This window comes from Pedobacter cryoconitis (assembly GCF_001590605.1).
Taxonomy (GTDB): Bacteria; Bacteroidota; Bacteroidia; order Sphingobacteriales; family Sphingobacteriaceae; genus Pedobacter; species Pedobacter cryoconitis_A.
On the sequence record NZ_CP014504.1, the window covers coordinates 2,593,424 to 2,612,095 of the forward strand.

General features: G+C 38.6%; 5 protein-coding genes. All 5 read right to left on the reverse strand.

The genetic code is table 11. The features are described from left to right. Nucleotides 1-2: 2 nt before the first annotated feature. Nucleotides 3-4,658 (reverse strand): non-ribosomal peptide synthetase, encoded by a 4,656-nt coding sequence (locus tag AY601_RS10965; RefSeq protein ID WP_068400605.1) that lies wholly within the window; start codon nucleotides 4,656-4,658, stop codon nucleotides 3-5. A gap of 29 nt (nucleotides 4,659-4,687) precedes the next feature. Then, nucleotides 4,688-5,545, reverse strand: a complete 858-nt coding sequence (locus AY601_RS10970; RefSeq protein WP_068400607.1) for a hypothetical protein — start codon at nucleotides 5,543-5,545, stop codon at nucleotides 4,688-4,690. Nucleotides 5,546-5,581: 36 nt separating this feature from the next. Then, the gene (locus tag AY601_RS10975) at nucleotides 5,582-7,321 is read right to left on the reverse strand and encodes a carbamoyltransferase N-terminal domain-containing protein (protein WP_068400608.1); all 1,740 of its coding nucleotides are present in this window, start codon (nucleotides 7,319-7,321) and stop codon (nucleotides 5,582-5,584) included. An 11-nt stretch (nucleotides 7,322-7,332) separates the two neighbouring features. Further along, nucleotides 7,333-16,332, reverse strand: coding sequence for a non-ribosomal peptide synthetase (locus AY601_RS10980; protein ID WP_068400609.1), 9,000 nt, complete (start codon nucleotides 16,330-16,332; stop codon nucleotides 7,333-7,335). Between the two features lie 282 nt (nucleotides 16,333-16,614). Further along, nucleotides 16,615-18,480, reverse strand: a complete 1,866-nt coding sequence (locus AY601_RS10985; protein WP_068400610.1) for an aminoglycoside 6-adenylyltransferase — start codon at nucleotides 18,478-18,480, stop codon at nucleotides 16,615-16,617. Between the last annotated feature and the right edge of the window lie 192 nt (nucleotides 18,481-18,672).

The window sequence follows — 18,672 nt, forward strand, 5'->3', positions numbered from 1 at the left end:
AGTTACACTCCTGTCTTTATGTTTTTTCCTAAATCACTATATTTAAAATTGAGGTCTTTAATCGTCATTGAGAGAACATTTTCAGCTTCCTCAAGCAAACTTTTTGTCAGATCAAGCAAACTTTCAATCTTAATGGCATTGTATTTTTGTGCATTAAAGGCACAACTGAAATAAAATTTATCAGACTTATAAAGATCTATGGTCAGATCTGTTCTGAAACGTTTTTTATGTGGCGTTTGTAAAGGCGTAATGGTTAATTTCCCCTGGTTAAAACTATCACTTTCAACATTGATAAACTCTTTGCTAATGACATTAAACGACAGCGTATTGATGTGCTTTGCTAATCCTGGAATTTCATCAATTAGCTTTTCAAAAGGATAATCGAGTTGTTCTACAGCATCAAGGGCTTGTTTTTGCAATGAGCTGATAAACGCCAAAACATCTTCTTCATCACCGGTGCGGATCCTTAAAATCATAATCTGATAAAATAACCCTATGATATTTTGAAGCTGTGCATTTTTCCTACCCAGATAAGGAAAATTACACAAGTAATCTTCCTGATTGAAAACAGCGCTATAGGCCAGAGAGAATAAACCCAAAAACAAATAAGCCTCATCCAGTTGATTATCGAGACATATTTTCCTTAATTTATGGCTGCTGAATTCATCAATTTCGAAAAATTTCACAGCAGAGACATCATTTGCATCAGTTAATTTACGCTCATTTTGAGCAGGTAACTCTTTAAGCAACTCTTCCCAGTAATTCAGCTGTGAGGCAAAAACCCCTTTTTCTATTCCATCCCGCTGCCAGAAGGCAAAATGCTTGAACTGTATTTCTAAAGGTTCCGGCTGTACTGCCGATGCTAAGAATTGCCTGAATTCATTATACAAAGTGTGTATTGACCAGGCGTCATAAGCAATATGATGCAATTTTATCCATATAAATGCCTGCTTTTTGGAAACCGCAATGATTTTTATCCTTATAGGAGGGTCTTCAATGAGCTCAAAATAATTCCCAGTTTGTTCCTGATCATAATTTTGCACATCAAAGGCCTCCTCTTTGTTCCAGCTGATCAGCTCAAAAATTTTAGCTGTTGATTCGGCTGTAGTCAATACCTTTTGCATTGGCTCCCCTTCTTCAAAGGGAAAAACAGATCTGAGCAGGTGATGTCTATCAATAATATGACGAAATGCAGCAAACAGTTCTTCTGTAACGTATTCTCCACGCAGTTCAAATGTATTTGCAGTGGAATAAGTTGCATTTCCGGGGTGCAGCTGGTTATTGATCCACATCCGGTTCTGAGCAAGTGTTAATGGGTAGTATATGGCCTCAACAGGTTTAATAATTGTTGTCCCGGCTGATTCCGCGCTGGAGTCCAGGAATTTCGCCAGGCTTGCTACACTGGAATTTTGATATAAATCCCTGATTGTAATCTTCTTCCCGAATTTCGCTGCAATTCTGGATAACAAGGTAATAGAAGTCAGGCTGTAACCTCCCAGTTCAAAAAAATCATCGTTCCTTCCGGCCTGCTCCAATTTGAGTACTTCTTTAAACAAGCCGATGACTTTTTCTTCTGTTGCTGTTGATGCCGGCACAAAATAAGTACTGGCTGCCTGATCTGTTAGCGCTGAATCCGTTGCCAGCAGCATCGCACGATCCACCTTTCCATTATGCGAAAGTGGAATGGAGGGTACGCATACAAATGAATTAGGAATCATAAAATCTGCAAGTGATTTTTTCAATTCCTCTTTAATCTCCCTGATATCCGCAGCTACTGCGCAAACCAGGTAAGCAATGATTTTCTTTTCTCCATATACTGTTTTTACCAGTACCACCGCTTGTTTAACCGTTCCTATTTTACAAAGACTGTTTTCTATTTCAGTAGTATCAATAAAGCGGCCCCTAATCTTGACCATATCATCTTTCCTGCCCAGAAATTCAATATTACCATCAGGTAGCCAGCGGGCTGAATCTCCTGAATTGTACATGAGTTTACCCGCTTTAAATGGGTTAACTATGAACTTTTCTGCAGTGAGTTCCGGTTTATTATAGTAACCTGGTGCAAGCCCGTCACCAGCTACATATAAAGTTCCAACCACACCTACCGGCTGTGGAATCAAGGCCTCATTTAATATATATACTTGACTGTTATTTAAAGGCTTACCAATAGATATTGTACCTTCAGGTAAACTATCTACCTGATAAAAAGTAGAAAAAGTGGTATTTTCAGTAGGTCCGTATCCATTGATAATCTTCAAATCCGGATACAACCCCTTCAATAGCCCGACATGTCTTGAGGATACAATATCGCCTCCGGATATAAATTGTTTCAAGCCTCTAAAAAGATCCGGGTCATTTTCAACAATATGCTGAAACCAGGAGGCAGTTAACCAAAGGGTATTCACCTGGTGTCTTTGCAGAATATCTTTAAAGATTACATAGTCTAATAATTCTTTTCTTTCAGCCAGGATAACCTGTCCGCCTTTTGCCAGAACCGTCCAGAATTCTGTATTCGTGGTATCAAAAGAGATGGATACTGTTGAAAGTAAGATTGTATGTTCATTAAGATCAAGACAGCCAGAATGTTCAATTAATCTGACTATGTTTTTATGCGTAAGCATCACTCCTTTAGGATTTCCGGTTGTTCCGGAAGTAAACATCACATGAAAAAGACAATCTGCTGTAATGCTGACCAGCGGCATGTCTGTCCGGATCGTGTTTTGAACGGATAAAAACCTGGATAACAGCGCATCATCTACTACAATCTTACAATTCACAGATTCCTTCAAATACTGTATTCTTTCTTCAGGATAAGTAATATCAATCGGTACATAAGCAGCTCCGGTTTTCAAAATACCAAGAAGTACAGGGATAATGAGGATTGATTTTTCCTGCACCACGCCTATAAGCTCTTCTTTTTCTATATTAAAATGATCCAGCAGAAAGTTTGCAAACTGATTTGAAACCGTATCAATTTCCTGATAAGTCAAAGACTGATCATGGAAAAAAACAGCTTTTTTACCGGGATTCAGCGTCACACTTTCCTGAAGAAGTTCAATCACATTTTTTTCTTTCGGATAGCCGGTCTCCGTATCGTTAAAGGTTTCTATTAATTGTACCTTTTCTTCTTCAGTAAGATAATTCAGGTGATCGACTGTAACTTGATGGTCTTTAAAAATTTCATCCAATAAATTCTCAAAGTGAGCGATTAATCTGTTGATGAATGCAGCTTCAAAAATATCTGAATTATAATCTACACTGATCATCAGCCCTTCTTTGGTTTCGAAAAATTCAAAGAGCAAGTCAAACTTACTGGATTTCCTTTCATGGGAGTTCCGCGGCTCTACAACTAAAGAAGAAAAAGTTTTCGTGGTTTCTTTTAAATAGGCATCTCCCTGAAAGACAACCATCACATCAAACAAGGGTGATCTTCCCGGATTTGCTTTCAGATTCAGCTCCGTAATCCAAAGATCTAATGGATATAGATTATTGGAATAACCATCCAGAAATACCTTTTCTACTGTTCGCAGTGTTTGTTCTACGGTATGAGCTCCTTGAAACCTAGTTCTGAGCGCTAAGGTATTTTGGTATATGCCCACTTGATTTTCGAGTTCTTTTCTAAACCTTGTGGTTACCGGTGTCCCGATAATAATATCATTTTGATTGGTGTAACGGTACAGTAATATGTTAATTCCAGTTAAAATAGCGGTAAAAACAGATACTCCCTGGTCGCTGGAGAATTTCTTTAGCCGATTGCTGAATTCTTTTGAATAAGCATGACTTATATTTCTGCCGGAAAAAGATTTATAGATTGGTCTTTTATGTGATTCTGGTAATTCGAGTACCGGGATCTCTCCTGAAAACTGGCTTAACCAATATTGTCTTTGTTTTTGTAATTCAGGAGACTTGATGATACTGTTTTGCCAAACTGCAAAATCTTTATATTGGAAAGGTAATTCAACTATTGTGGTTGTTTTATTCAATACCAGCCTGCTGTATACTTCCATAATTTCATGGAACAGAATCTGCGAGGACCAACCGTCAATAATGATATGGTGCATTAAAGCATACATGATATGATGGTCATGTCCGGTTTTTACCACTGCTATTCTGAATAAAACGGAATCAAAGCTAAAAGGTATGTCAAAAGATGCACTAAACAATTGTTCAAATGTTTCTTCTGGATTTTCCTGGCTACTGAAATCATGGAATAGAACATCAAAATTAAATGCAGCAGCAGGAATAACGTGCTGTCTGACCTGTTCATAAGTATTCCCGCTAAAATTGGTCCTCAGTATCTCGTGTTTGTCTGCTACTTTTGCTATAGCTTGGTGAAGAAGCACTAAATCCAATGCTCCCCGCAGATCAAAAGCGATATAAATCACATAAGCCTTATTTCCTTCATCTGTCTGGCTTAGCAACCAAATACGGCGTTGTTCAAATGAAAGCGTATAATTATCCTGTAAAGGAGCCAGTGGAATTGTATCGGTATCATTTTTACTAAACAAACGAATAATTTCACTTTTATGCTCCTTGAATTCACTGATCAGTTCTTTGGTCATTACCCCCTTTGGCGAACTTATTTTTAAATCCCCGCTTTCTATAGTTACAGTGATCCCTTTACTTTGAATTTTTTTTATAAAATCGGTAATATTCATTTGTAATATTTTATTTGATTGAAAACCAATTACGTCCAGTAAACCACCTTGTTTTCAGCAGCATATCCAATAAACCGACCTAGAGAAATTCGTTTATTCTCTTTTTGTTTAGAAACTGCATGTATATAGTTTGCATTGATGAAATATAAATCGCCAGGATAAGTTTTCAGAGTCAGGTAATCTATTCCTTCTAATAATTCCAGCGCATACGGATATCCGGTATTTTCCAGTCCAAGGCTTACTTTCGACTCCATATCTGGTGCAATATTCCACAAAATCAATTCTGCACCGTTGGAATTCTCTACGCATAAATTCAGTGCAATGACTTGTTTGACATTGCAGATTTCATACTGATCTATTGCGGCGACAAGAAGTTGTGAAGAGTCTTCATGGGCCAATAATGAAAGTTCAGTATTGTTATTCCATCTTCTTGCGGTCATCATATTACAGAATTTACCAGCATAAGAAGAAGGTCTGAAATCTATGTTCTTATGCGAATAATAAGTTTTAAAGGTATACTCAAACATAAAGTCATTTCTCGCTTTATCATCCTTTACTACAGCAATCAGCCGGTTGATATCGGCGCTGCTGCGTTCACATTCTTCGAAATATTCGAGCGTCGTTTTTTTGAACTGTGTAGAACCAATCTGATGTACTTTTACAAATTCTTCTATTCTGTTCCCTCCTAAAGTTTCGTCAATGATCTCGCAGAAAGCATCTTTAATATAATTACAGTCCTCTTGATTATAGTAGTTCCTGACTACATAAACCGGGACATTATATGGTCCTTTTCCTGTAAGCATAGCATCGATGATTTCCATATCAGGAGCATCACTTTCAATTATTTTGAAGCTGCCTTCCGGATAGGCATTACCATTTAACTTCATAGTTGTAAAAATTAATAAAATACTAAAACATACGGTTTACAGTTTAATCTCCTCGAATTCATATTCTGAGCTTAGTTCCAATTGAGCTACTTTAGAATAGAGGGTGTGGTTACTCCAGATGTAATTTAATTTGCCCCATTGTATGGCACTTTTCACATCCGGAAAAAATCCGCTTCCATTTAAATTAGCACTGGTATTACATAATAATGGGATACCAGATATCTTTTTATATTCTTCAAGTAATGTTCTGATTTCATGGGCAGGCGAGTCTGCCGCCACACTTTGTAAGCGTGCCGAGCCATCAAGGTGACATATAGCCGGAACCCGATCTTTCCAAGAGTCTTGTACCTGATGTTCAAAAAGCATATAGGGATCCGCGCATCCAGGATCAAATATATCTGCTGCATCTTCTTGCAGACAGATAGGTGCGACAGGTCTGAATGCCTCCCGTTGTTTTACTTCATTCAGGCAATCTTTTATCTTGTTTTTTGTTGCAATAGCCAGCAAACTTCGGTTTCCGAGTGCTCTTGGGCCAATTTCTGCACAACCACTCAAAAAAACAACTGGTTCCTCCGTCTGGTGCAAAAGCATAGCTAATTCTTTCAAATTGCAGGCTTCTGTTTTCCATCCGTTTTCCGCAAGCTCACTTTCAATAAGAGATGGCCCTGAATAAACATTCCATTTCAGAGCAATAAAGTCAGTATTGGCCCACATTGCTGCACAAGCCGTACCTATAGCACTACCTGAATCATTTGGAAAGGGTGGGATATAGATCTCTTTAAAAATTCCGGAAGCCCTGATTGCACTGTTCCATTTTATATTTAAAGCCGACCCGCCGCAAAAACAAAAATTAGATTCTGCATACCCATCAGCGGCAATTTTTCTGGAAAGACTTTGAATTAATAAATTTTGCAGATAACTATGGATAGTCAGTAATATATCCGCATCTGTACAAGATTTATCCGCTGTAAATTCCTGAATGGCCTGACAAAATTTGTGCTCAAACAGGTTGGAAATTTCAAATACAGATTTGTAAAGTTCAGGTAGTTCTTTTAACAATTCATGATCAATACTGCCTTCTGCGATATAAGACATGATTTTTCCCGCTACAGAAAGTCCTCCAAAATATCCATTCAACTCCATTTCTTTACGATCTTCGGCTAAGGCTTCGGCAGTCTTTTTATAAGGGCCAAAATATTGCCCCATAATTCCGTAAATAGTGCCCATTAAAAAGAAAAGCGGCCCTTTATTGACAATGGTCTTTTCTGCAGCATTGATATAATATAATCTTGGATATTGTCCGCCATCCCAAACCAGCACATAACTATCTTCTGCGCTGGCAGAAAATGGGCTAGTGCAATAAGCTCCCAGAATATGTCCGGTTACATGCCTGAAGCTTTGATATGGATAAGAGATCTGATCGATCAGTAATCCTTCGGAATAATTTTGTCCTGCAGTATTATCGTCTGCTAAATTTTCTTCGTTATAATAAGCAACTGGTATTTTAATTTCTGTTCCATCTGTTGGTACGGTTATATGGGAGACACCTTTCCAGTTGTCATCGCTTCCATGCCAGCCGTCAACAACAAAAAGATCAATCTGATCCATCCTGTAACCTTTTGATTGGAGCAGGGATTTAATTTCAGCTAAATCAGCTATTCCGGCATAGCGGTGATTGTTATTTATTTTTTCAAGCTCAATACTAAAAATCAGCTTTCCATTTTCAATCAGTGCTATCCCTCCATCATGAGTTATTTTTATTCCACAAATAATCATAAATATATATTCTAAATTGTTATTTCATCAAAGTCTAAATCGTGTGCTGATGCAGCATTGGTCAGAGAAATCAATTCTGCCAGGTCCTTTAAAGTGACCATCTTAAAAAACAAACTAACGTCTATAGCACAGCTGAATTCAGTATTGATCCTGTTCACGATATTTAAAGCCAGCAAGCTATGACCGCCCAGTTCAAAGAAGTTATCATTTGTGCCCACTTCTGTAATCTGCAGCACTTCTTTCCAGATTTCAACAAGTTTTTCTTCTGCTGGGGTTACCGGGGCTATATGGTTTTTAATTGCCAGATCAGCCCATGAAATATCGGGCAATGCCTTTCTGTTTACTTTCCCATTTGAAGTCAGAGGAATTTCATCTATATCGATAAGCAATGAAGGAATCATGATGTAGGGCAAGTGATTGCCGAGATATTTCCGGATTTCTAAATGGGTCAGTTCACCGGATGAGACTATAAAAGCAATGATTTTTTTGTTGCCATCTTTAGCTTCTTTAAGTTGAACAATAGCCGCTTCCACACCAGGAACCTGAATGAGACAAGCTTCAATTTCTCCTGGCTCAATACGGTGTCCAAATAACTTGACCTGATCATCAATTCTGTTCCTGAATACGATATCTCCATTGGGCTGCATAACTACAAGGTCACCTGTTCTGTATAATTTGCTCCCATCTCCCCGAAAAACATCAGGGATAAATTTTTCAAGCGTTAGTTCCGGGTTATTTAAATAGCCGGTTGATATTCCATCACCTCCTAATACTAATTCTCCGGCAATACCAACGGGGCATAAAGCCAGGTTGGTATCCACCACATAGGCTTGTGTATTCGAAAATGGTTTTCCTACCGGAATTTTGTCATAATTGGCTTTCGGATCTATAAGGTGCAATAATTTCCCAATTGTTGTTTCAGTCGGGCCATAGTGGTTGACGACAATCAAATCCGGATTTTCTGTATAGATCTTTTTAACTGTTTCTGTTGACAGCGTTTCGCCACCAAAAATCAACAGCTGTTTTGGGTATGGAAATTTCCCTTTTAATTCGAGAGATTTCCAGTACGAAGGGACAATTTTTATACAATCAATTTCGTGTGTACTAAAATATTCCTGTATATAATCAGTATCCCTGAGCCTATTTTTAGAAAACAGGTGAATGGTTTTGCCAAAGATCAGGGAGCTGAACAAAACTGTATTGCCCAGATCTGTAGCGATTGTAGACATTAATCCAAAAGTTCTGTTCTTTGCTATCGGGATACTGGATGCCAATCCAAACAGATAATCCATCAGATTCCTGTGGTTTATAACAACTCCTTTTGGTAACCCGGTTGATCCTGACGTGAAAATAACATAAGCAGGATGACTTGGAGCTATAAGTATTTGCGGCATCGGATCTGTTTCCTGATCCCAGTCCTTTTGATCGAGTAAGATTTTATTTATAGAGATACCTGTAAGTACTGGGAAGTCTTGACTATGACTAACTATAAATTCTGCTTTTGTATTTTCAATAATATAATTGATCCTGTCTTTTGGATAGTCAACATCTATAGGAACATAAGCAGCGCCAGACTTTAATATCCCCAGCATACCTACAAGAGCCATTTCGAGATGACTATCAAAACATAAGATGACAAGCGTATCTTTACCTGCTCCGCGTCGTTTCAAATAAGAGGAAAGCTGGTTTGCTTTATCATTCAACTCTTTATAGGTAAGTGAACCGTTTTCGCAAACTACAGCGATATGGTCAGGTATAAGATCTGCTTGTTCCTGGAACAGGTCAACAATGGTCTTTTCTTCGGGATACTCAGTTTCAGCCTGGTTAAATTCTACCACTAACTGATGGGTTTCATTTTCCGGAAGATAGTCTATTGTTGTAATCGGAACATCTGGGTGTTCCATGGCTTTTGTCAGCAGGTTTTCCAGGTGTGTAAATATCCTGGATACCCAGATCCCATCATAATTATCAGTATTGTATTTAATCGTCAGTTCCAACCCTTCTGATTGTGATTGTAATCCTGATTTTGATGGTAATTGTGATTCTGCAAAGTCAAAACTCAGGTCTATTTTAGCCGTAGGATTTTTAAAGTTGTGAGTGGTGATCTTCAGTTCATCTATCAGGTCTGTTTGCCCATAACTGCTCAGCTGCTGCTCGTTATGCAAGACGACCATCACATCAAACAGGGCTGAACGCCCTATATCCCGTTTTAGTTTTAACTTGCTGACCAGCAAATCAAAGGGATAGTGCTGATGCTCATAAGCTGTAGTTAAGTTCTCTTTCTGCTGATCCAATAGTGCTGAAAAACTACTATTTTCTGCTATGCCCGACCTGATGGCCAGCGTATTCAGGTAGAGTCCGATTTGATTTTCCAGATCCGGATGTACCCTACCTGCAATTGGCGTACCTATAACCAGGTCGTCCTGACCAGTATACCGGTGAAGTAATGCGGTTATCCCAGCCATTAAAGTCATGAAAACAGTAGCTCCATGACTACTTGAAAAATGTTTCAGCTTTTCCAGGAATACAGCTGAATAGTGATGTACAACGCTGTCTCCCCGATAGGTCTGGACTGCCGAACGGGTCTTGAACCCAGGCAGGTCAATTACCGGAAGATCGCCCTGAAAACGGGATAGCCAGTAAGCTTCTGAGGCTAAATAGGCAGGTTCCTGAATTTCCTGGTTATGCCATAAGGCATAGTCTTTATACTGGATCGCCAGTTCCGGAAGCTGAATCTCTTTTCCGCTGATTAGCCCGTTATAAATCCGGATCACTTCATCAATCAGAATACCCATAGACCAGCCGTCTCCGGCTATATGATGCATATTCAGAAAAAACACGTGTTCTTCTGTACCCAATTTCAACAGTTCTGCACGCAGCAATGGTGCTTTGCTCAGTTCAAATGGTTCCTGGTTACTTTTTACCAGGTAAGCTGCAACGAGCAGATCTGTGTTAATACTTGTGTTTGTATTAGTGCCTGTATTATCTTCTGTATGTGCATTGTCTTGTGTATGTGTATCTTGCGTATCCGCCTGTGTGCTAAAGTCTTTTATCTTTAGCTTAAAATTCAATGCAGACCAGGGAACTACATGTTGCAGAACTTCTCGCTGCTCGTTCTCTTTAAAATATGTTCTTAAGATTTCATGCCGCTCCATCAGCCTGGCAAAACTGGCTTCCAATACTACCGGGTTTAATGGCCCGCTCAACCGCAGCGCTGCAGGCATATGGTAGGCCTGTGATCCGCCCGAAAGCTGACTTAATAACCAGATCCTGCTTTGAGAAGAACTTAGCGGATAACCCGAAGCATCCGCTGCTTTGGGAATCGCCTGGTAATCTCTTACATGAAATTGTCTGCTGATCCCCTCAATCGTTGGGTTCGACAAAAAAGAACTAAAGCTTATTGTTTTGCCGAAACGTTTATGCGTCCGGTTAATGACCTGGGAAACAATCAGGCTATGACCGCCCAGATCAAAAAAATTGTCTGTTACGCCTATACGTTCTATTCCCAGTACTTCCTGCCAGATCGCTGTCAGCTGTTGCTCAGTTTCATTTGCTGGTGCCTGATATAAGTTATGGAGCATATCTTCCTGTCCAATTCCAGGCAAGGCTTTCCGGTCAGTTTTCCCGTTCGGGGTGAGCGGCATTGCGGCCAGCTGCACATAAAAAGCGGGTACCATATACTCAGGAAGTTTCTGCTGCAGGTAGGTTTTCAAGGCAGAACGGTCAAGCTGAGCTGCTGAAACTATATAAGCAACCAGCACTTTCTCTGAGTTGAATACAATTACCTCTACAATGACCTGTGATTCAGCCTCAAGGTATTCCAGCAATACATTTTCTATTTCTCCGGGTTCTATCCGGTAGCCACGGATCTTTACCTGATGGTCACTCCTGCCTGCAAATTGCAGGTTGCCATCTGGCAGCCACAGTCCAAGGTCGCCCGTATCATACATCCTGGTTCCCGGTACAAATGGATTGGTAATAAACTTCTCTGCGCTAAGGCTTTCATTTTTATAATACCCAATGGCCAATCCGTCGCCCGCAAGATAGATTTTCCCTCTTGCGCCTAATGGCAATAGCTTTAAATTATCGTCCAGTATATAAACTGCTGTATTAGCGATCGGCTTTCCGATATGGAGATGCTCACTGGCTGTTTTTAGTTTTTTTCCAGTAGACCAGATTGTAGTTTCGGTAGGCCCATAAAGATGCCAGGCTTCCAAACAATGTGCAATTAGCTTTTCTGCTAGTTTTTCTTGTAATAAATCTCCGCCACAGACTATTTTCAGTTGATTACTTCCTGTCCATCCTGCTTTGAAAAGCATTTGATAAAAAGCTGGTGTAGCCTGAAGAACAGTTGGCTGTAATACTGCCAGTTTATGAATGATAAGCTCTGGATCAGACAATATTTCAGCACTGGCTATATATAAGCTTGCACCATTGATGATCGGAAGAAAAAAATCAACTACAGAAACATCAAATGAATAAGTGGTTACAGAAAACAGCTGATCAGCCGGATTGATCTTTAACTTTTCACCGACAGACAGCAGTACATTAGTTAGTGACTGATGACTAATCTCAACTCCTTTAGGTACTCCTGTTGAGCCTGATGTATAAATAACATAGGCTGTATCTGTTGATGAAATTTCTACAGACGGCTTGTTTCCGGATAATAATGCCCCTTCCAGCAGGTCTTCAGGATCAATGCTGAATAATCCGCCTATCTCCTGAAACGAATGCCGCTTCTCTGCTACAAGGTTCTTTATTCCACTATTTTTAATAATAAAATCTAAACGATTGCGTGGAAAATCAGGATCTAAAGGAACATATGCCCTTCCTGCTTTTAAGATTCCCAGTAAAACTGCCAGCATAGCTGCCGAACGGTTCATTAGAACGCCAATAGCAGATTTATCCTGGGCATTAGAATTCTGTACGAAAAAGGCGGCAATATGATCAGTTATTTTATCAAATCCGGAATACGAATATTCACGATTTTCATCGTAGACAGCAATATGATTTGGTACCCTTTTTACTTGTTCCTGAAACAGGTCAACAATTGTTTTTTCTTTAGCATAGGTGGTCTCAGTCTCGTTAAATTCTACCACCAACTGATGGGTTTCATTTTCCGGAAGATAGTCTATTGCTGTAATCGGAATATCAGGGTAATCCATGGCTTTTGTCAGCAGATTTTCCAGATGTGCAAATATCCTGGATACCCAGACCCCTTCATAATTGTCTGTATTGTATTTAATAGTCAGTTCCAGCCCCTCTGATGCTGAGTCTGACTGTGGTTGTGGTTGTGATTCTGATTGTAATTCTGAATGTGATTCTGCGAATTCAAAGCTCAGATCTATTTTTGCCGTAGCATCTTTAAAATTGTGAGTTGTGATCTTCAGTTCATCTATCAGGGCTGTTTGCCCATAACTGTTCAACTGCTGCTGGTTATGCAAAACGACCATCACATCAAACAGGGCTGAACGCCCTATATCCCGTTTCAGTTTTAACTTACTGACCAGTAAATCAAATGGATAGTACTGATGTTCATAGGCTGCAGCTAAATTCTCTTTCTGCTGATCCAATAGTGCTGAAAAACTACTGTTGTCTGCTATGCCCGACCTGATGGCCAGTGTATTCAGGTAGAGTCCGATTTGGTTCTCCAGATCTGGGTGTACCCTACCCGCAATTGGGGTACCTATAACCAGGTCGTCCTGGCCGGTATACCGGTGAAGCAATGCGGTTATCCCGGTCATTAAAGTCATGAAAACAGTAGCTCCATGACTACTTGAAAAATGTTTCAGCTTTTCCAGGAATACAGCTGGATAATGATGTACAACGCTGTCTCCCCGATAGGTCTGAACTGCCGAACGGGTCTTGAATCCAGGCAGGTCAATTACTGGAAGATCACCTTGAAAACGGGATAGCCAGTAAGCTTCTGAGGCTAAATAGGCAGGCTTTCGGATTTCCTGGTTATGCCATAAGGCATAGTCTTTATACTGGATCGCCAGCTCCGGAAGCCGAATTTCTTTTCCGTTGATTAGTCCGTTATAAATCCGGATCACTTCATTAATCAGGATACCCATTGACCAGCCATCTCCGGCTATATGATGGATATTCAGAAAAAACACATGTTCTTCTGCATTCAATTTCAAGAGTTCTGCACGCAGCAATGGTGCTGTGCTCAGTTCAAAGGGTTCCTGGTTACTTTGTACCAGGTAAGCTGCAACGAGCAGATCTGTATCCGCATTGCCTTGCCTATCTGTACCCTGCATACCTGCCTGCGCGCTAAGGTCTTTGATCTTTAGCTTAAAATTCAATGCAGACCAGGGAACGACATATTGCAGAACTTCTCCCTGCGCATTCTCTTTAAAATATGTTCTTAAGATTTCATGCCGCTCCATCAGCCTGGCAAAACTGGCTTCCAATACTACCGGGTTTAATGGCCCGGTCAGCCGCAGCGCTGCAGGCATATGGTAGGCCTGTGATCCGCCCGAAAGCTGACTTAATAACCAGATCCTGCTTTGAGAAGAACTTAGCGGATAACCCGAAGCATCCGCTGCTTTGGGAATCGCCTGGTAATCTCTTACATGAAATTGTCTGCTGATCCCCTCAATCGTTGGGTTCGACAAAAAAGAACTAAAGCTTATTGTTTTGCCGAAACGTTTATGCGTCCGGTTAATGACCTGGGAAACAATCAGGCTATGACCGCCCAGATCAAAAAAATTGTCTGTTACGCCTATACGTTCTATTCCCAGTACTTCCTGCCAGATCGCTGTCAGCTGTTGCTCAGTTTCATTTGCTGGTGCCTGATATAAGTTATGGAGCATATCTTCCTGTCCAATTCCAGGCAAGGCTTTCCGGTCAGTTTTCCCGTTCGGGGTGAGCGGCATTGCGGCCAGCTGCACATAAAAAGCGGGTACCATATACTCAGGAAGTTTCTGCTGCAGGTAGGTTTTCAAGGCAGAACGGTCAAGCTGAGCTGCTGAAACTATATAAGCAACCAGCACTTTCTCTGAGTTGAATACAATTACCTCTACAATGACCTGTGATTCAGGCTCAAGGTATTCCAGCAATACATTTTCTATTTCTCCGGGTTCTATCCGGTATCCACGGATCTTTACCTGGTGGTCACTCCTGCCTGCAAATTGCAGGTTACCATCAGGAAGCCACAGTCCAAGGTCGCCCGTATCATACATCCTGGTTCCCGGTACAAATGGATTGGCAATAAACTTCTCTGCACTAAGGCTTTCATTTTTATAATACCCGATAGCCAGTCCGTCACCGGCAAGATAAATTTTACCTCTTGCGCCTAATGGCAATAACTGTAAATTCTCGTCCAGTATATAAACTGCTGTATTAGCGATCGGCTTTCCGATAGGAACAGCGGAATTCTCCAGAAGCAGATTGAAATTGTAAATGGTTGCACATACAGCGTATTCGGTTGGCCCATAAGCATTAAAACAATCTATTCCCGTTAAAGCTATCTCCATAGCTTTAACGCTGCTTATAACTTCTCCGGCAGTAATGATACACCTCAAATCAGTCAAATCTGTTACTGAAATCAAATTCAAATATCCAGGTGTAAAGGTGACAACGGTGGTTTCTGAAGTTTGTATAAACCTGGTAAACTGCTTTACATCTTTAATGGTCTTTTCTTCTGGAATGATCAATTTTGCACCAGAATAGGCTGCCATCATGATTTCAGAAATAGAAGCGTCAAACGACACAGAAGCAAACCATAAAACACCATCAGTTTCCGTGATGGAAAAAGTCTTGATCTGGTCTAATGACATATTTATATTACTTCCGTGTCTGATCAGCACACCTTTTGGGGTTCCGGTTGATCCTGAAGTATAGATCAGATAAGCAGGATCAGTATTCAAGATATCCTTGTTCAGATTTTCATCCTGATAGTCAATGAATGATACTTCAGAAAGGTTTAAGATAGTTGCAGTTAACGCTAATGATGTAGAGGGCTCATTAATACTGATCACCAATTTTACTTCGCTATCCTTAAAAATTTGCCTGATTCTGTCTTCAGGATATGCGGGATCTACTGGCAAATAGACAGCACCCAATTTCATAATTGCAAAAAGTGACCGTATAGATTCCAGTGATTTCGGCATCAGGACACCGATTACCTGTCCCTTTTTGATAACATAATGAGCTGCAATAAAATTTGCGAGTTGATTTATTTCTGCGTTGAGTTGTTTGTAACTGAGTTTTCTTTCCGCATAAATTACCGCGGTATTTCCAGGTGTTTTTTTTACCTGTTCTTCAAATAAGGAAACGATTGTATGATTTTTGGGATAATCTGCCTTTGTATCGTTGAATCCGTCTAATAGCAACTGTTTTTCTGATTCATTGAGTAAAGGAAAATCCAATAGTCCGGTATTTAGATATATCTCCAGACTGCAGAGTAATAGTCTAAAATTATTTAAAAAATGGAGGAGTAAATGTTCATCAGCAAATCCTTCGAGATAAGAGATAGTTAATCTCAAATTCATATCTGCTTCAGTTTTAATTGCAATAAATAACCCTTTACATAATTCAGCAGAATCGCTGTTGTCTGTGCTTATCCCATAGGGTGTATATTGATCCAGCCTGCCATCAATTTTACTGGCTATATTTTCAGGTTCATAATCAGCAAATGAAAGGGTTGCTGCAATTTCAGTTTTCAGCTCTTGCAATTTATCTTTCAGGCTCCTGTTCAGAATAGAAACGTCCAGATCAAAAAGTAGTGGTGTTGCCGGATTGTTATTTATATAAGCTGTGATGCAGCCATCATAATCCTCAAAATATCTTTTTAAAAAAACAGAATAGATAGTGGTCAGCAGTGTAAACTGTGCGAGATCATTTCCTTTACTTATTTTATAAAACCAGGATAAATCTTTTTGTTCAATAGTGATGAAAGGTAATGTTTTCACTTTTCCATCCGATAAAGAAATCTTCCTTTTACCAGATACCCTTTTCACCCAAAACTGCTCAGTAATTTTTTTATCGAGATCTTTTAACCTCATAATTAATGTGAATCAATTTAAAAAGATTTTACAAAAAATAAATCATCAGACTACCTCTGATAAGGCAGTTCAATATTTCCTGGCTGTTATTCTTTAGATTCGCAATCTATAATTTTTTATAGAGATATTACTACACAACAAAAAATAGTTAATAAAAAAATTAACTCTCATATCAAATAAAGTCTTTAAAGACGTCATTATCTGTTCATTTACAATAAAAAGGCAACTATTGACGATGCAGTTCTTAATTACCATAAGTAGTTACTTACACAAGTAAAATGATTAATTTGATTTTAGTAATTCATTGTTTACCAGCTCATAGACTTGTACTTGAAGTGCAATATCCAGTTCTATACCCAAGGCTTCCGAGACCTGAACTGATACTTCTTTATAAAGTTCCATCGAATTCATTATAGCTCTTTTCATTTCTTCAATGTTGCTGTGTGGAAGTGTAAGCATTAATTTATCCTGCATTTCATTAATGCACCATTCTTTTATCGGGTGTATATCAGCAGCCAGTTTAGCAGGCTGATCCTCATCCAGATGTGACCATTTAACCATTTCCAAGAGGTATTTTTTCACTGCATGATCTAAGATTACAATTGCATAAAAGAAATCTTTTCTATGGAGCTTTACCATGAGTTTATAGGAATTTTGCCAGAAACAATGGTAGTTTTTATAAAACATGGCTGTTGTGGGCCTTCCCTTTTCAGAACTGGTTATTTTGTAGCGCATAACCTCAAAAAAATCGGATCCGGCAATAGTATCTTTCAAAACAGTATATCCTTTTTTAAGATCTTGTTTAAGGAAATCATTTTTTTGAGTGGCATACTTTTTATGCCTCTGGCTTATAAAAAAGGAAGGAAAACCTTTCTTCAAATAGAAAATTCTTTTGAGCGCATATAAATCTTTCACTTTCTCCAATTTCAGCTGGATCAGTTGCCCGTTATTTAGTAAAATTTCAACCGAATTTCTAATGGAACTTTTGCGAATAACTATAGACAAGATATTCCCAAATATATTCTCCCAGGTTTCCTCATTCAGGTATTTTTCAAGATTATCGACATAAAATATCCTATTGATTTCCAGAGCGTCCATTGTCTCTATTGATCCGTTAACGTTATAGCTGAGAACAATTTTCACATCTTCGTGGTTATTGATCATTGCAGTTAACTGATCAGGATAAACCATTTTATCCGTTTCATTAAACTTGAATGACATCTGTATACTTTTAATAACGAACTGCTCAAGGGTATTAATTATTTCATAGTTTTTCTTTGTCGAGATCTCCTGTGACAATTGCTGATATAGCTTTATAGTATTTAGGATTGACTTCCTCATCTCCTCTACATTTCGATGAGGAAATATATCATATAAACGCTGAATGATAGTTTCATCACACCATTCGTTTAATTTGGCTCCGTAATAAAATATATCTTTCTGCTCATTCTTAAATAATAAGGTATGCCAGTTTACTACCTGGATTAAGTTGACTTTAATCATGTGGTCAAGCATTAGCTTTGCACAAAGAGGATCATTTATAGCCAATTTTAAGTGGAAGTGATAACAGCCCTGCCAGAATTGATGATAATTATTAAAGAAACGTTTATGATCTAAAATATTCAGTTCTTCGTCCTTAATATCTTGTCTATAAAGCTCAAATATAGTAGTTACTATTTGTTGAAGATTCATTGAGTCATACAATATGGTATGTCCTCTTTTTAGAAAATAATAAAAGGAATGGATATTGGTATCAATATACTTTTTAATCTTATTTGGCAGTAAACCGGATAAATGATGCTTTTTTAGAAAGAGGTAATATTTAGTTTTTGAGAATTCGCTAATATTTACAGTAATAATATCCAGACCTGTCCCATCTTTCAGCATAAGTTTAATGACCATTACATGGTCAACAAAATCTTTTACAACAACCCTTGATAAAATCTCTCCCAAATAACCTTTTAACAGGTCATTATTTTCATCGGCTAAATATTTTTCAGGATTACTTGTAAAAAGAAATATATCAAGATCTGAGTATTTATCTTTTGTCTTACGATTTGAGGAGCCAAAAGAAATAACGCCATAAATATCTTTGCTATTTCGGGCAAGGGCAATAATATCCTCTGTAACTCTATTCAGATCACCCATTTACACTAAGCTTCATACTGCTATTTTCAATATTAATTACACAAATTGCTAATATATGTTTTTATTTGAAAACCAAATATCAAATTAGCAGCTAAGAAAATTATAATATAAAAAATACAATAATATTTAAATTTAAAATATTATTAATTATAACATATTATTATAAACTAATTAACAATTCAGAACATTTAT